Source organism: Candidatus Effluviviaceae Genus V sp., from assembly GCA_014728125.1.
Classification (GTDB): domain Bacteria; phylum Joyebacterota; class Joyebacteria; order Joyebacterales; family Joyebacteraceae; genus WJMD01.
The window spans coordinates 1-15515 of the sequence record WJMD01000090.1 but is presented as its reverse complement, the minus strand read 5'-3'; the positions used below and the strand labels follow the sequence as shown (position 1 = coordinate 15515).

General features: G+C 65.1%; 14 protein-coding genes and 1 tRNA gene. All 15 read left to right on the top strand.

Annotated features, from left to right (window positions below; genetic code table 11):
• Positions 1 to 157 (top strand): elongation factor Tu (gene tuf / locus GF405_05195; GenBank protein MBD3367553.1); only part of this gene is annotated, 157 nt, incomplete at its 5' end.
• Positions 158 to 218: 61 nt separating this feature from the next.
• A complete protein-coding gene (rpmG, locus tag GF405_05190) occupies positions 219 to 368 on the top strand; it encodes a 50S ribosomal protein L33 (protein ID MBD3367552.1) in 150 nt (49 codons plus the stop codon).
• Positions 369 to 471: 103 nt separating this feature from the next.
• Positions 472 to 549: transfer RNA gene (locus GF405_05185), tRNA-Trp, on the top strand.
• A gap of 42 nt (positions 550 to 591) precedes the next feature.
• The gene (gene secE / locus GF405_05180) at positions 592 to 777 is read left to right on the top strand and encodes a preprotein translocase subunit SecE (protein MBD3367551.1); all 186 of its coding nucleotides are present in this window, start codon (positions 592 to 594) and stop codon (positions 775 to 777) included.
• A gap of 56 nt (positions 778 to 833) precedes the next feature.
• Positions 834 to 1358: a transcription termination/antitermination factor NusG gene (gene nusG / locus GF405_05175; GenBank protein MBD3367550.1), complete on the top strand. Its 525-nt coding sequence runs from the start codon at positions 834 to 836 to the stop codon at positions 1356 to 1358.
• 60 nt (positions 1359 to 1418) lie between these two features.
• Positions 1419 to 1844, top strand: coding sequence for a 50S ribosomal protein L11 (gene rplK / locus GF405_05170; protein MBD3367549.1), 426 nt, complete (start codon positions 1419 to 1421; stop codon positions 1842 to 1844).
• 69 nt (positions 1845 to 1913) lie between these two features.
• Entirely contained in the window at positions 1914 to 2618 is a 705-nt protein-coding gene (gene rplA, locus GF405_05165; protein MBD3367548.1) for a 50S ribosomal protein L1, read from the top strand.
• A 33-nt stretch (positions 2619 to 2651) separates the two neighbouring features.
• A complete protein-coding gene (gene rplJ, locus GF405_05160) occupies positions 2652 to 3188 on the top strand; it encodes a 50S ribosomal protein L10 (GenBank protein MBD3367547.1) in 537 nt (178 codons plus the stop codon).
• 148 nt (positions 3189 to 3336) lie between these two features.
• Positions 3337 to 3804 (top strand): 50S ribosomal protein L7/L12, encoded by a 468-nt coding sequence (rplL, locus tag GF405_05155; protein ID MBD3367546.1) that lies wholly within the window; start codon positions 3337 to 3339, stop codon positions 3802 to 3804.
• Positions 3805 to 4062: 258 nt separating this feature from the next.
• Positions 4063 to 7959, top strand: a complete 3897-nt coding sequence (gene rpoB, locus GF405_05150) for a DNA-directed RNA polymerase subunit beta (protein MBD3367545.1) — start codon at positions 4063 to 4065, stop codon at positions 7957 to 7959.
• 24 nt (positions 7960 to 7983) lie between these two features.
• The gene (gene rpoC, locus GF405_05145; GenBank protein ID MBD3367544.1) at positions 7984 to 12132 is read left to right on the top strand and encodes a DNA-directed RNA polymerase subunit beta'; all 4149 of its coding nucleotides are present in this window, start codon (positions 7984 to 7986) and stop codon (positions 12130 to 12132) included.
• Between the two features lie 37 nt (positions 12133 to 12169).
• On the top strand, positions 12170 to 12541 hold the full coding sequence (locus GF405_05140; GenBank protein MBD3367543.1) for a 30S ribosomal protein S12: 372 nt from the start codon (positions 12170 to 12172) through the stop codon (positions 12539 to 12541).
• A 40-nt stretch (positions 12542 to 12581) separates the two neighbouring features.
• The gene (rpsG, locus tag GF405_05135) at positions 12582 to 13052 is read left to right on the top strand and encodes a 30S ribosomal protein S7 (GenBank protein MBD3367542.1); all 471 of its coding nucleotides are present in this window, start codon (positions 12582 to 12584) and stop codon (positions 13050 to 13052) included.
• A 157-nt stretch (positions 13053 to 13209) separates the two neighbouring features.
• Positions 13210 to 15291 carry an elongation factor G gene (fusA, locus tag GF405_05130; protein ID MBD3367541.1) on the top strand — a complete coding sequence of 694 codons (2082 nt, stop codon included), beginning with the start codon at positions 13210 to 13212 and terminating at the stop codon, positions 15289 to 15291.
• An 83-nt stretch (positions 15292 to 15374) separates the two neighbouring features.
• A partial coding sequence (gene tuf / locus GF405_05125; GenBank protein MBD3367540.1) for an elongation factor Tu occupies positions 15375 to 15515 on the top strand: 141 nt, incomplete at its 3' end.

Genomic DNA, 15515 nt, shown 5'->3' with positions numbered 1-15515 from the left:
GCTTCCCGAGGGCACGGAGATGGTGATGCCGGGCGACAACGTTGAGATGGAGATCACGCTGATCACGCCGATCGCGATGGAGGAGGGTCTCCGGTTCGCGATCCGCGAGGGCGGCCGTACGGTCGGCGCCGGCACCATCACGAAGATCCTGGAGTAGCGAACGGATACGAGGCTGGGCGCGCTGTGCGCCCCGGCCCCTGACATAGGGGAGACGCACGGTGCGCGACATCGTTGTGTTGGCGTGCGGCGAGTGCAAGCGCCGCAATTACACATACACGAAGAACAAGCAGAAACATCCGGACCGCCTGGAGTACAAGAAGTACTGTCGCTTCTGCGGTAAGCACACGAAGCACAAGCAGACGCGGTAGGTCGACGGGCCTCCGGGACACGATCCCGCCTGGCCTTGGGCGGACCGGGCACGTATGCCCGGCTCGTCCAGACCAAAGGGTAGTCCGCATCGGCAGGTTGAGCAGGCCTGTAGCTCTAATTGGCTAGAGCGCCGGTCTCCAAAACCGGATGTTGGGGGTTCGAGTCCCTCCAGGCCTGCCACTATTCGCTTCCTGCTCGACAGGCGTCCGGACGGGTGTTCTCATGTTTGAGAGACTGGTCAAGTTCCTCAAGGAAGTCAGAAACGAGCTCAAGAGGGTCTCGTGGCCCTCTCGCGATGAGCTGCGGGGGTCGACGACCGTCGTCATCGTGATCGTTCTGATCCTTGCTGTGTTCATTGGCCTGGTCGACCGGGCGCTTTCCTACCTCATGGGATTCGTCCTCGGCTAGAGCCCACTGAGCGCGGCAGCCTTGAGCCAAGACGTGAGTGGCGAGGTGATCCAGTCATGCGCTGGTACGCCGTGCATACGTACTCGGGCCACGAGTTCAAGGTCCGCGACAAGATCGAACAGGCGATCGAGCAGTCCCGGCTGGACGACCAGTTCGGGAAGATCATCATCGCCACGGAGGAGTTCGTCGAGATGAAGGACGGGAAGCGCCGGACGTCGGAGCGAAAGCTCTTCCCGGGCTACCTCCTCATCGAGATGGACATGAACGATCAGACGCGGTTCCTCGTGACGAACACACCCGGCGTCTCGGCGTTCATCGGGACGACGTCCGGACCGCAGCCGCTCGAGCAGTCGGACATCGACCGGATCCTCGGTCGCATCGAGAAGAAGCCGTCGAAGGAGCGGCCCGAGATCCCGTATCAGGTCGGGGATCAGGTTCGCGTCATCGACGGTCCCTTCACGGGCTTCTCGGGGCTCATCGACGAGGTCGACGCCGAGCGCGGCAAGGTCAAGGTGATGGTCTCGATCTTCGGGCGCGCGACGCCCGTGGAGCTGGACTTCCTTCAGGTCGAAGCGACGTAGAACGAGGCAGGATGCTCCGTGACCCGCAGGGCGGGCGCGGACGCGAGAGAGGATCCAAGCATGGCGAAGAAGGTCATCGGCACCGTCAAGCTCCAGATCCCCGCGGGGCAGGCCACGTCGGCGCCCCCGGTCGGTCCGGCGCTCGGTCCGTACGGGATCGACATCGGCGGCTTCTGCAAGCAGTTCAACGCGAAGACGAAGGGCGACCCCGGGATGATCATCCCGGTCGTCCTCACGATCTACCAGGACCGGACCTTCAGCTTCATCACGAAGACCCCGCCCGCCTCGGTCCTTCTGAAGAAGGCCGCCGGGCTGGCGAAGGGCTCGGGTGAGCCGAACAGGGAGAAGGTCGGCAAGGTGACGCGGGCGCAGCTCCTGGAGATCGTGAAGCTCAAGGCGCCCGACCTCAACGCGGCCGACGACGAGGCGGCGATGAAGCTGATCGCCGGCACGGCCCGGAGCATGGGCATCGAGGTGGTCGGATAGCAGCTGGAACCGCGACCGCGCGGTCACGCGGGAGGGCGCCGGACCGGCGCCCGAGGAAAGGAAGCAGGGATGAGGCGAAGCAAGCGGTACAAGGACCAGTCGTCGAAGCTTAAGGACGGCGGCCCGTACCCGGTCGATGAGGCCGTGAAACTCCTGAAGGAGACGGCGAGCGCGAAGTTCGACGAGACCGTCGAGGTCGCGTTCCGGCTCGGCGTCGATCCCAGGAAGTCCGACCAGCAGCTCAGGGGGACGATCGTGCTCCCGCACGGGACCGGCAAGACCCTCCGTGTGCTGGTGCTGACGAAGGGCGAGAAGGTCAGTGAGGCCGAGGAGGCCGGCGCCGACTACGTCGGCGACGACGAGTACATCCAGAAGATCCAGGAGGGGTGGCTCGAGTTCGACACGGTGGTCGCGACACCCGACATGATGAAGGACGTCGGCAAGCTCGGCAAGATCCTCGGGCCGCGAGGCCTCATGCCGAACCCCAAGACCGGTACGGTGACGAACGATGTCGGGAAGGCCGTCAGCGACGCGAAGGCGGGGAAGATCGAGTACAGGACCGACAAGACCGCCAACGTGCACGCGCCGATCGGCAAGGCGTCGTTCGACGCGGAGAATCTCAGGGAGAACCTCAAGGAGATCGCCCGGGAGATCGTCCGCGCCAGACCTGCCTCGGCCAAGGGCGGATACATACGGAACGTGACGATCTGCACGACGATGGGCCCCGGCATCGATGTCGACGTCTCATCGCTCGTCGACACAACACGCACCTGATCGAGTGTCGGGTAGAAGAAAGGCTTTGACCCCATGCCGATGATGAGAGCGGAGAAGGAGGCCCGAGTCGAGGAGCTGACCAAGTTCCTCCAGGGCAACAACGTCATCCTCCTCAGCGACTTCACGGGCCTGGATGTGGAGACGGCCACGGAGATCCGCCGCAGATTCCGCGAGGAGTCGGTGGAGTTCCGCGTCGTGAAGAACACGCTGGCCAGGCTGGCGGCCCGACAGGTCGGGCTCAACGAGCTCGCCGAGTATCTTGAGGGCCCCAACGCGGTCGTCCTCTCGAAGGACGACCCCGTGGCGCCCGCGAAGATCCTCGCCGAGTTCGAGAAGAAGAACGACTCGCCGAAGATCAAGAGGGGATGGGTGGAGTCGGTACTGATGTCGGAGGCTCAGATCCGGCAGCTCGCGGAGCTGCCTCCGAAGGAGGTCCTGCTCGCGCAGATCGCCGCCGGGTTCCAGGCGCCGGTCGCCGGGTTCACGCGTCTCCTGCACGAGATGCTCAGGCAGCTTGTCTCGGTCCTCGACGAGGTCGGCAAGACGAAGGGGGCCGCATCGGGCGCCTGATGAGGAGCTGAACCGGCTTTCGGGCGACGCCGCTCGGATACCATGTGGACTGGTCTCCGTGACTGTCTGGGCGCCGAATGAAAGCCGATCCGATACACGAAGCGCACACACCCTGACGAACAACGAGAGGTTCGACGGAGGCCCGACGATGGCAGAAGAGAAGAAGGAAGCAGTGGACACGGCCGCCGAGGAGAAGGCGGAGGAGAAGACCGAGGAGAAGGCCGAGGACAAGCCCGCTCCGACCGGCAAGATCGCCGAGATCCTGGAGACGGTCGAGAACATGACGGTTCTCGAGATGGCGGAGCTCGTCAAGGCGCTCGAGGACAAGTTCGGCGTGTCGGCGGCAGCGCCGGTCGCCATGGCGGCGGCGCCCGCGGCGGGCGGCGGCGAGGCGGCCGAGGAGAAGGACGAGTGGGACGTCGTCCTCACCGAGACCGGCGAGAAGAAGTTCCAGGTCGTCAAGGTCATCCGTCAGGTGACCGACCTCGGGCTGAAGGAGGCCAAGGGCCTCGTGGACGACCCCGGCCAGGCCGTCAAGAAGGGCGTGACGAAGGAAGAGGCCGAAGAGGTCAAGAAGAAGCTCGAAGAGGCCGGAGCCAAGGCCGAGCTCAAGTAGGCAGGAACCGTCCCTGTCTGTTCGCGTCGGCGCCCGGCGGGCGCCGACGCGGGACGGGGCCGCGCATGGGAGACCTTGGGAGGCGCGTCGGAACGCGGGCTTCCCCGGGCGTTCCGAGCGGATGGCGGGGCCGACAGTTCGGGCGTCGGCGGCCGTCTGCTCCTGCTGGTTCTGAAGGAGGGTGACGTACACGTGGCAGGACCCCGTGAGGTAGAACGCAGGATCTTCTCCAGATACGCGATCGACAGCGAACTGCCGATGCCGAATCTGCTCGACGTCCAGCTGGCGTCGTTCAGGGCGTGTCTCGGTACGGGTTCGTCCGAGGACGAGCCGTCGGGTCTGGACGAGATCTTCAAGAAGTTCTTCCCGGTAGAGGGACATCAGGGGACCTACACCCTCGAGTACAAGGGCTTCAGGCTGGGTAAGCCGAAGCACACGATCCAGGAGTGCCGCGAGCGGAACCTCACCTTCGAGGCTCCGCTGAAGGCGACACTCCGCCTGGTGCGCTGGGAGCCGAGAGAGGGCGGCGAGCGGAAGTTCCTCGAGGCCGAGGAGGCCGAGATCTACCTCGGCGACATCCCGCTCATCACCGAGCGCGGCACGTTCGTGATCAACGGTGCGGAACGGGTGATCGTGAGTCAGCTGCACCGCTCCCCCGGCGTGTTCTTCCAGGAGAAGACGCACCCGAACGGGACCATGCTCTACTTCGCCAAGATCATCCCGTACCGCGGGACGTGGGTCGAGGTCCGCATGGGCATCAAGGACGAGATGTTCATACGGACCGACAGGCGTCACCAGTTCCGCATGACGACGTTCCTCCGGGCGCTCGGGTTCTCGAAGGACGAGGACATCCGCTCGCTCTTCTATGAGAAGGAGTCGATCGAGCTCCCGAGCGGACGGCCCCGGAGCACCGACCCGCCCTGCGGCAGGCTCGCGGGTTCGAGCGTCGTCGACGAGGAGACCGGAGAGGTCGTCGTCGAGGTCGGGGAGGAGCTCAAGCCGAAGCATGTCAAGGCGCTCAAGTCGCTGGATTACGAGGCCTTCGATGTGCTGATCACCGAGAGCGCGCGTATCCTCGTGAAGAAGGACGAGGAGCGCGACGCGGAACTCGTCGGCCGCATCGCCGCCGAGACGTACAAGGACCCGTCGGGCGAGGTCATCGTCCAGACGCACGAGAAGCTGACCCTGAAGGTCATCGACCTGCTCCGGAAGGCCGACATCCGGGAGGTCGAACTCGTGCAGATCGACCCGACTGACTCAAAGGTCCTCGACGCGACCTTCTCGCGGGACAAGACGCATTCGCAGGAGGACGCGCTCCAGGAGATCTACAAGACGATGAAGGGCGGGAACCTCCCGTCGATCGAGGCCGGACTCGAGCTGGTCGACAGGATGTTCTTCGACCCGAACCGGTACGATCTCAAGAACGTCGGCCGCTACAAGATCAACCGGCAGCTGGGCATCTCCGACGAGGACGTGCCGATCGACACGATCTGTCTGACCCGGCGCGACTTCGTCGAGACGATCAAGGCCGTGCTCGAGGTCGTCAAGGGTGAGCGCGAGATCGACGACATCGACCACCTCGGCAACCGGCGCGTCCGCTCTGTCGGCGAGCTTCTCGAGAACCAGCTCTCCGCCGGACTCTCGCGGATGGTGCGCGTCATCCGTGACCGGATGTCGACCGGCGACGGCGACGACCTCGACCTGTCGACGCTCGTCAACTCGAGGCCGATCTCGGCGGTCGTCAGGGCTTTCTTTGGTTCGAATCAGCTGTCGCAGTTCATGGAGCAGACGAACCCGCTGGCGGAGCTGACGCACAAGCGCCGTCTCTCGGCACTGGGCCCCGGCGGGCTGACGCGCGAGCGGGCCGGCTTCGAGGTCCGGGACGTCCACTACAGTCATTACGGAAGGATGTGCCCGATCGAGACGCCGGAGGGTCCGAACATCGGGCTCATCAGCTCGCTCTCGACGTACGGCCGCATCAACGACTTCGGCTTCATCGAGACGCCCTACTACCGTGTCGAGAAGGGTCGCGTGACCGACACGATCGACTTCCTGACCGCGTCCGAGGAGGACAAGTACATCATCGCCCAGGCGGGCGAGCCGGTCGACAGGAACGGCCGGCTGGTCGAGAAGACCCTCCTGGCGAGGCACAAGGACGACTTCCCGCAGGTTCCGCGCGAGGAGGTCGAGTACAACGACGTTTCGCCGAAGCAGCTCGTCTCGGCGGCCGCGGCACTCATTCCGTTCCTCGAGCACGACGACGCGAACAGGGCGCTGATGGGTTCGAACATGCAGCGCCAGGCGGTTCCGCTCATCAAGACGGAGACGCCGCTCGTCGGAACAGGCATAGAGGAGCGCGTGGCGATCGACTCGGGTGCGGTCAAGACCGCGAAGCACACCGGCGTCGTCGAGCGCGCGACGGCCGACAGGATCGTCATCAGGCACTCCGACACACTGGACGGCTCAGAGGCCGTCGAGGAGTACGACCTCAGGAAGTTCCAGCGGACGAACCAGAACACGTGCATCAACCAGCGGCCGGTCGTCCGCACCGGCCAGAAGGTGATGCCGGGCGACGTCATCGCCGACGGGCCCTCCACGAAGGACGGGGAGCTCGCGCTCGGTGCGAACCTGCTCGTCGCCTTCATGCCGTGGGAGGGCTACAACTTCGAGGACGCGATCCTCGTTTCGGAGCGCATCCTCCGCGAGGACCGGCTGACCTCGATCCACATCGAGGAGTTCGAGTCTCAGGTCCGCGAGACCAAGCGCGGCATGGAGGAGTTCACTCCGGAGATCCCGAACGTCAGCGAGGAGCGTCTGAAGGACCTGGACGAGAACGGTCTGGTCCGCCCCGGAGCCCGCGTCTCGGCCGGCGACATCCTCATCGGGAAGGTCACGCCGAAGGGCGAGACCGAGCTGACGCCGGAGGAGAACCTGCTGCGCGCCATCTTCGGCGACCGCGCGGGCGACGTGCGCGATACGTCGCTCAAGGCGCCTCCCGGCATGAAGGGCATCGTCATCGACACGAAGCTCTTCTCCAGGCGGGCGCGGGACGAGCGCAGCAAGAAGATCGTCCAGAAGGAGATCGAGAAGATCAAGAGCGAGGCCCGCACACAGACGAAGCGTCTCAGGCGCGAGCGGGATCGCCGGATATACAACATCATCGAGGGCCGGAAGACGGTCTCGATCCGCGACGCGAGGACCGACGAGCTTATGGTCCGCGCGGGCCGGAAGGTCAACGAAGAGGTCATGCGGATCCTGAGGTTCGACCGGCTGGACTGGGACACCGGGATCGTCAAGGACGCAGAGGCGAACCGCAAGGTCAAGGCCCTCTACGAGGAGTACAGGGAGAGGATCGACGCCGTCGAGCCCGAGCGCGACCGAGCCATCGAGCGCGTCAAGCTGGGCGAGGACCTTCCGCGCGGCGTGGTCAAGCTCGCGAAGGTCTACGTCGCGACCAAGCGGAAGCTCTCGGTCGGCGACAAGCTGGCGGGCCGGCATGGCAACAAGGGCGTCGTGGCCAAGATCATGGCCGAGGAGGATATGCCCTACCTGCCGGACGGCACGCCGGTCGACATCGTGCTGAACCCGCTCGGTGTTCCGTCGCGTATGAACCTCGGGCAGATCCTCGAGACCCACCTCGGGTGGGCGGCGGACAAGCTCGGATACCTGGCGGCGACGCCGGTGTTCAACGGCGCGACGATCGACTCTATCAAGAACGAGCTCGAGAAGGCGGGGCTCCCCCGGTCGGGCAAGACGGTGCTCTACGACGGGCGGACCGGCCAGCCGTTCGAGCACGAGGTGACCACCGGGCGCATCTACATCATGAAGCTCCTGCATCTCGTGGACGACAAGATCCACGCGCGCTCGATCGGTCCGTACTCACTGGTGACGCAGCAGCCCCTGGGCGGCAAGGCGCAGTTCGGCGGCCAGCGCTTCGGAGAGATGGAGGTCTGGGCTCTCGAGGCGTACGGCGCGGCGCACACGCTCCAGGAGCTTCTGACCGTCAAGTCCGACGACGTTGTCGGGCGTTCGAGAACGTACGAGGCGATTGTCAAAGGCCAGGATCCACCGAAACCGGGCACACCTGCTTCGTTCGACGTGCTCATGCGTGAGCTCCAGAGCCTCGGCCTGGATGTCACGCTGGTCAAGGAGTAGGAACCCCCCGAGGAGGGACGCCCATTGTATTTCGGCATCTTTGACGAACACAGAGAGCCTCAGGACTTCAAGGCCATCCGTATCCGGCTGGCCTCTCCGGAGGCGATCAGAAGCTGGTCGCACGGCGAGGTGACGCTGCCGGAGACGATCAACTACCGGTCGTTCAAGCCGGAGAAGGGCGGGCTCTTCTGCGAGCGCATCTTCGGGCCCGTCAAGGACTGGGAGTGCAACTGCGGCAAGTATCGCAGGATCCGGTACCGCGGGATGATCTGTGAGAACTGCGGCGTCGAGGTCACCCAGTCGAAGGTCCGGCGCGAGCGGCTCGGCCACATCGAGCTGGCCGTTCCCGTGGCGCACGTCTGGTTCTTCCGCGGGAACCCGAACATCATCGGCCGCATGCTCGACATGAAGCGGCGCGATCTCGAGCGGGTGCTCTACTACGAGTCGTACATCGTCCTCGACCCGGGGAAGACCGATCTCGAGGTCGGTGAGCTGCTGTCGGGCGAGCGCATGGCCGAGCTCGAGGAGACGAACCCCGACTCGGGCCTTCGGGCCGAGATGGGCGCCGCCGCCATCAGGGAGCTCATGGACCAGGTCGACGTGGAGAGTGAGTACGACGAACTCCGCGTCCTGGTTCGGGATCCCGAGGCGACGAAGCAGTCCAAGAAGAAGGCGATCAAGAGGCTGCAGGTCTTCGACGCGTTCCTCGATTCCGGGAACGAGCCCAGCTGGATGATCATGGACGTCATCCCGGTGCTCCCGCCCGACCTTCGGCCCCTCGTGCCGCTCGAGGGCGGTCGCTTCGCGACGTCGGACCTCAATGACCTCTATCGCAGGGTCATCTACAGGAACAACCGTCTGAAGAGCCTGCTCAAGATCAAGGCTCCCGAGATCATCCTCCGGAACGAGAAGCGGATGCTCCAGCAGGCGGTCGATGCGCTCTTTGACAACGGAAGAGGGTCGCGCGCCGTGCGCGGACGCGGACGCAGGGTCCTCAAGTCGCTGTCGCATCTTCTGAAGGGCAAGAAGGGTCGCTTCCGCCAGAACCTGCTGGGGAAGCGCGTCGACTACTCCGGCCGTTCGGTCATCGTGGTCGGTCCCGAGCTCAAGCTGCACCAGTGCGGCATCCCGAAGACCATGGCGCTCGAGCTCTTCAGTCCGTTCATCGTGCGGAGGCTCCAGGAGCTGGGACACGCGCAGACCGTCAAAGCCGCGAAGAACATGATCGAGCGCAAGAGCCCGGAGGTCTGGGACGCGCTCGAGGACGTCATCAGGGACCATCCGGTCTTCCTGAACCGCGCGCCCACGCTGCATCGTCTGGGTATCCAGGCCTTCGAGCCGATCCTCGTCGAGGGCAAGGCCATCAGGATCCACCCCCTGGTGTGTTCGGCGTTCAACGCGGACTTCGACGGCGACCAGATGGCGGTCCACGTGCCGCTCTCGCTCGAGGCGCAGATCGAGAGCCGGGTGCTCATGCTCTCGGTCAACAACATCCTGCTTCCGGCCGACGGCCGACCGGTCGCGAGCCCGTCGCAGGACATCGTCCTCGGCTGCTACTACCTGACGAAGGCGCTCGCTACCGAGCCGGACGAGACCAAGGTCCGTCCGTTCGCGTCGCCCGATGAGGTGATCTTCGCGCTCGATTCGCGTCGCCTCGATCTGCATGAGTGGATCAAGGTGCGCGTACACGGCCAGACGAAGCTCACGACGGCCGGGAGAGTGCTCTTCAACGAGATCCTCCCGGACGAACTCGGCTTCGTCAATCAGGTCATGGAGTCGAAGAAGCTCCGGGAGCTCGTCGGACGGTGCCACCGTCTGATGGGGCAGGAGCGGACCGCCGACGTGCTCGACAAACTCAAGGACACCGGCTTCCACTACGCTACGCTGGCGGGGATCACGATCGGCATCGACGACGTGCTGGTCCCCGAGTCGAAGAAGGACATCCTCGCCGCGGCGCAGAAGGAGGTCAACCGGATCTACAAGTACTACCGCGACGGCGTCATCACAGACACGGAGCGGTACAACCGTGTGGTCGATACGTGGACGCATGCGTCGAGCGATGTAGCCGACGCGATGGCCAAGGGCATGGAGGTCTCCGCGGGAGGCTTCAACCCGATCCACATGATGGCCGACTCCGGCGCGCGAGGTTCCAAGGACCAGATCCGCCAGCTCGCCGGCATGCGCGGTCTCATGGCCAAGCCGCAGAAGAAGCTGACCGGACAGATGGGTGAGATCATCGAGTCGCCGATCAAGTCGAACTTCCGCGAGGGGCTGACGGCGCTCGAGTACTTCATCTCGACTCACGGCGCGCGGAAGGGCCTGGCCGACACCGCCCTGAAGACCGCCGACGCCGGCTATCTCACGCGCCGTCTCGTCGATGTCTCCCAGGAGGTCGTCATCTCAGAGCCGGACTGCGGAACCTCGCGCGGCATCGAGACGACCGCGCTCATCGAGGCCGGCAAGATCGTCGAACCGCTGCCGGAGCGTGTGCTCGGACGTGTCGTGTCGGAGGACGTCGAGGACCCGGTGACGGGCGACGTCATCATCAAGCGGAACACACTGCTCGACGAGGAGGCGACCGAGCTCCTCTCCGACATGAATGTCGAGAAGGTCTACATCCGCTCCGTCCTGACCTGCGAGTCGGAGCGGGGCGTCTGTGCCAACTGCTACGGAAGGAACCTGGCCACGGGCCGCATGGTCGAGATGGGCGAGGTCGTGGGGATCGTCGCCGCGCAGTCGATCGGAGAACCGGGCACGCAGCTGACCCTCCGGACGTTCCACATCGGCGGAACGGCCGGCCGCATCGCGGAGGTCTCGAAGCGCGAGGCCAAGGCCTCAGGGACGATCAGGTTCCCGTTCGACAAGTCGTCGAACGTCCGCATCGACCCCGAGGGCAATCAGGTCGTCATCGGTCGCAACGTGCGGCTGGTGAAGGAAGGCGATGACGGTCGCGAGCGTTCGTACAACATCCCGTATGGCGCGATCCTCCGTGTCGACGACGGACAGCGGGTCGAGGAGGGCGACACGCTCTTCGAGTGGGATCCCTACAACGACCCGATCATCGCCCGCTCGGGCGGCACGGTGCGCTACGACCAGATGGTGACGGGCAGGACGCTCGACCACCTGGCCGACGAGACCACCGGCCATCGCGAGCGCGTCGTCATCGAGGACCCGGAGAAGGACCTGCATCCCTCGATCGTCGTCGAGTCGAAGAGCGGCAAGTCGGTCGGCGAGTACATTCTGCCCACCGGTGCCCGCGTCTTCGTGCAGAACGGCGAGACGGTGCACTCCGGACAGGTTCTGGCGAAGATCCAGCGCGAGTTCGGCAAGACGCGTGACATCACGGGCGGTCTGCCGAGGGTCGAGGAGCTCTTCGAGGCGCGGCCGCCGAAGAACCCGGCGACCATCACCGAGATCGACGGCGTCGTCCGTTTCGGCGACGTCAAGAAGGGGCTTCGCGAGATCACGGTGCTCGGAGACGATGTCGAGAAGTCGTACCGGCTGCCGCACGGCGTGCACCTGAGAGTGCACAACGGCGACGCGGTCTCGGCGGGCGACAGGCTCTCGGAGGGGCCGGTCAACCCGCACGACATCCTCGCCATCAAGGGTGAGAAGGCGGTGCAGGAGTACCTTCTGAACGAGATCCAGGAGGTCTACCGACTGCAGGGTGTGAAGATCAACGACAAGCACATCGAGATGATCGTCCGCCAGATGCTGCAGCGGGTCCGGGTCACCGATCCGGGTGACACGGCGTTCCTCGAGGGACAGGTCGTATCGCGGGCGGAGTTCGAGAAGGAGAACCGCCGCATCGCCGAGCACAACAAGGGCAAGCGGAAGAAGGCCGACAGGCTCAATCCCGCAAGGCACGAGGCGCTGCTCCTGGGGATCACGAAGGCCGCGCTGACGACCGACAGCTTCATCTCGGCCGCTTCGTTCCAGGAGACGACCAGGGTGCTCATGATGGCGGCGACCGAGGGCAAGACTGACGACCTCCGCGGACTCAAGGAGAACGTCATCATCGGTCGGAGGATCCCCGCGGGGACCGGTCTCGACGAGTTCGAGCTCATCGAGGTCCTGAAGCCCGAGGAGCCCCAGCCGAAGATCATCGAGCGCCCGGACGAGGCGCCCGAAGGAGAGGACGTGGGGACGCTGACCTCGGCGTCCGCGCAGTGACAGGTAGAGCAAAGCCACTGAGGTACAGGAGGAACGTGTGCCGACGATCAATCAGCTGATCAGGAAGGGCCGGAAGCGCAGGGTGAAAAAGAAGCCCGCGCGTGCTCTCCAGGGCCACCCGCAGCGCCGGGGTATCTGTACGAGGGTGTACACGACCACCCCGAAGAAGCCGAACTCAGCGCTCAGGAAGGTCGCGAGGGTGCGCCTCATGAAGGGCGACTCGGTCACCGCGTACATCCCGGGTGAGGGTCACAACCTGCAGGAGCACTCCGTCGTCCTCATCAGAGGCGGCAGGGTCAAGGACCTGCCGGGTGTCCGGTACCACATCATCCGAGGTCCCCTGGACGCCGCCGGTGTCGAGGGACGCAGGCAGTCCCGTTCGAAGTACGGGACGAAGAAGCCCAAGTAGTTCCGGCCGCTCAGGCTACGGATCGTGGAGGGAAGAACGCATGCCGAGAAGGCGTGAGGTACCGAAGAGAAAGAGGCAGCCGGACGCGCGGTTCGGAAGCCCTCTGGCCACGAGGTTCATCAACTCGATGATGAACGGAGGCAAGAGGAGCACCGCCGAGCAGATCTTCTACGGCGCCATGGACATCATCGCCGATAAGACCGGTGAGGATCCCATTCAGGTATTCGAGAAGGCTCTGGGGAACGTCAAGCCCATGCTCGAGGTCAAGTCGAGAAGAGTGGGCGGCAGCACCTACCAGGTGCCGATCGAGGTGAGGCCCGAGCGCAGGACCGCGCTGGCCATCCGATGGATCCTGACCTTCTCATCGCAGCGCTCCGAGCACTCGATGGCGGGCAAGCTCGCCGGCGAGCTGATGGCGGCCTTCAAGAAGGAGGGCGCCTCGGTGAAGAAGCGCGACGACACGCACCGCATGGCCGAAGCCAACAAGGCGATGGCCCACTACAGGTGGTAGCCGGAGAGAACGGTCTCTCGGGCACCTGCTCACGGGGGCAGCGGACGTGCTGACGCGGCTTGAGCACAGCGGCAGGAGCAGGACGGCGCTTCGTGAAGAGGCGATTCCTGTCCGCTCAGCGGCACGCGTCGAACGGAAGGGAACGAAGACGAGAGCGATGGACGCCACGTACCCACTCGAATCGGTCAGGAACATAGGCATCATGGCACACATCGATGCCGGCAAGACCACGTTGACCGAGCGGGTCCTCTTCTACACCGGCAAGGTCCGGCGAATGGGAGAGGTGCACGACGGCGCCGCCGTGATGGACTGGATGGAGCAGGAGCGGGAGCGGGGGATCACTATCACGTCGGCGGCGACGACGACGTACTGGCAGGACCATCGGATCAACATCATCGACACACCCGGGCACGTCGACTTCACGATGGAGGTCGAGCGTTCGCTCCGGGTGCTGGACGGGGCGGTGGCCGTCTTCTGCTGTGTCGGCGGAGTGGAACCTCAGTCCGAGACGGTCTGGAAGCAGGCCGACAAGTACCGCATTCCGAGGCTCGCGTTCGTCAACAAGATGGACCGCGTGGGTGCGGACTTCGAGAACGTGCTCGACATGATGAGGGACCGTCTGGGGGCGCTGCCGGTCGTGCTCCAGCTGCCCATCGGCAGCGGGGATGAGTTCTCCGGCGTGATCGATATCATTCACCGGAAGGCCCTCCGGTTCGACGAGCAGAGCCTGGGCGCCGTCTTCACGGAGGAGGACGTGCCCGAGGAGATGGCCGACGAGGTCGAGCGATACCGCGAGGAGCTGGTCGAGCGGGCCAGCGAGGTCGACGAGGAGCTGATGGAGAAGTACGTGCACGGCGACGAGATCGACGTCGACGAGATCGAGCGCGCGGTGCGGCGCGGAACGCTGGCCGCCGCCTTCGTGCCGGTCTACGCCGGCTCGGCGCTGAAGAACGTCGGCGTGCAGCGTCTCCTGGACGGCGTCGTCAGCTATCTTCCGTCGCCGAAGGACGTTCCTCCGGTCGTGGGGACCCATCCGGACACGGGCAAGGAGGAGTCGCGCCCGGCCGAGCCGGACGCGCCCGCGGCGACGCTCGCGTTCAAGATCGCGTCCGATTCCTATGTCGGACGCTTGACGTACCTCCGTGTCTACTCGGGGACGATCTCGAAGGGGCAGCAGCTCCTCAACCCGAGGACGGAGAAGAAGGAGCGCATCCAGCGCATCCTCCTCATGCACGCCAACAAGCAGGAGGACCGCGACTCGGCGAGCGCGGGGGACATCGTCGCCGCTGTCGGACCGAAAAAGTGCGGTACCGGCGACACGCTCTGCGATCCGAAGAAGCCGATCCTCCTCGAGTCGATGGTCTTTCCGCAGCCGGTCGTGTCGATCGCGATCGAGCCCAAGACGAAGGCCGACGAGGAGAAGCTGCTGCAGGCGCTCGACCGTCTGTCCGAGGAGGACCCGACCTTCGTGATCAAGACCGACGAGGATACCGGGCAGACGCTGATCTCCGGCATGGGAGAGCTCCATCTGGACGTGCTGACGACCCGGATGGTGCGCGACTTCGGAGTCAGGGCGAACGTCGGGAAGCCGATGGTCGCTTACAGGGAGACGATCACGCAGACGGCGGAGGCCCGCGGCGAGTTCATCCGCCAGAGCGGCGGTAAGGGACAGTTCGGCGTCGTGAAGCTCCGGGTCGAGCCGCTCGGCGAGGGCGGCGGCTTCGAGTTCGTCGACGAGACGAAGGACGGGGTCATCCCCCGCGAGTACATCCGGGCCGTCGAGGACGGCGTCAGGAGCGCCGTCGACAACGGCGTGCTCATCGGCTACTCGATGATCAACGTGCGCATCGTGCTCACGGGCGGCGAGTACCACGAGGTCGATTCGAGCGACATCGCCTTCCGCGCTGCCGGGTCGATCGCGTTTCGCGAGGCCGCCGGGAAGGCGAAGCCGGTCCTGCTGGAGCCCGTGGTCGAGCTCGAGGTCGTCGTACCGGACCAGTACGTCGGCGAGGTCATCGCCGACCTGAACGCGCGCGGCGGACGGATCGAGGGCACGCAGCTCAGGGGCGAGACGAGGGTGGTCGACGCGACCGTTCCCCTGGGACGCACGTTCGGATACGCTACGGCGCTTCGCTCGCTGACACAGGGAAGAGGGATCTACACGACCCAGTTCTCGCACTACGCCGAGGTTCCCCGCGAGAAGTTCGAGAGGATCATGAAGGACTGGGGTTGGAGATAGATGCGCGCCGGCGGGGCGCGAGGGGCGGCCCGCCGAACACGAACTCGACAACGAGAAGCAACTGACCAGAAGGAGCACTGGGCATGGCGAAGGAGAAGTTCGAGAGGACCAAGCCCCACGTGAACGTGGGCACGATCGGGCACGTTGACCACGGGAAGTCGACGCTGACGGCGGCGATGACGCTGTGTCTGTCGAAGCAGGGTCTTGCGGACTACATTCCGTTC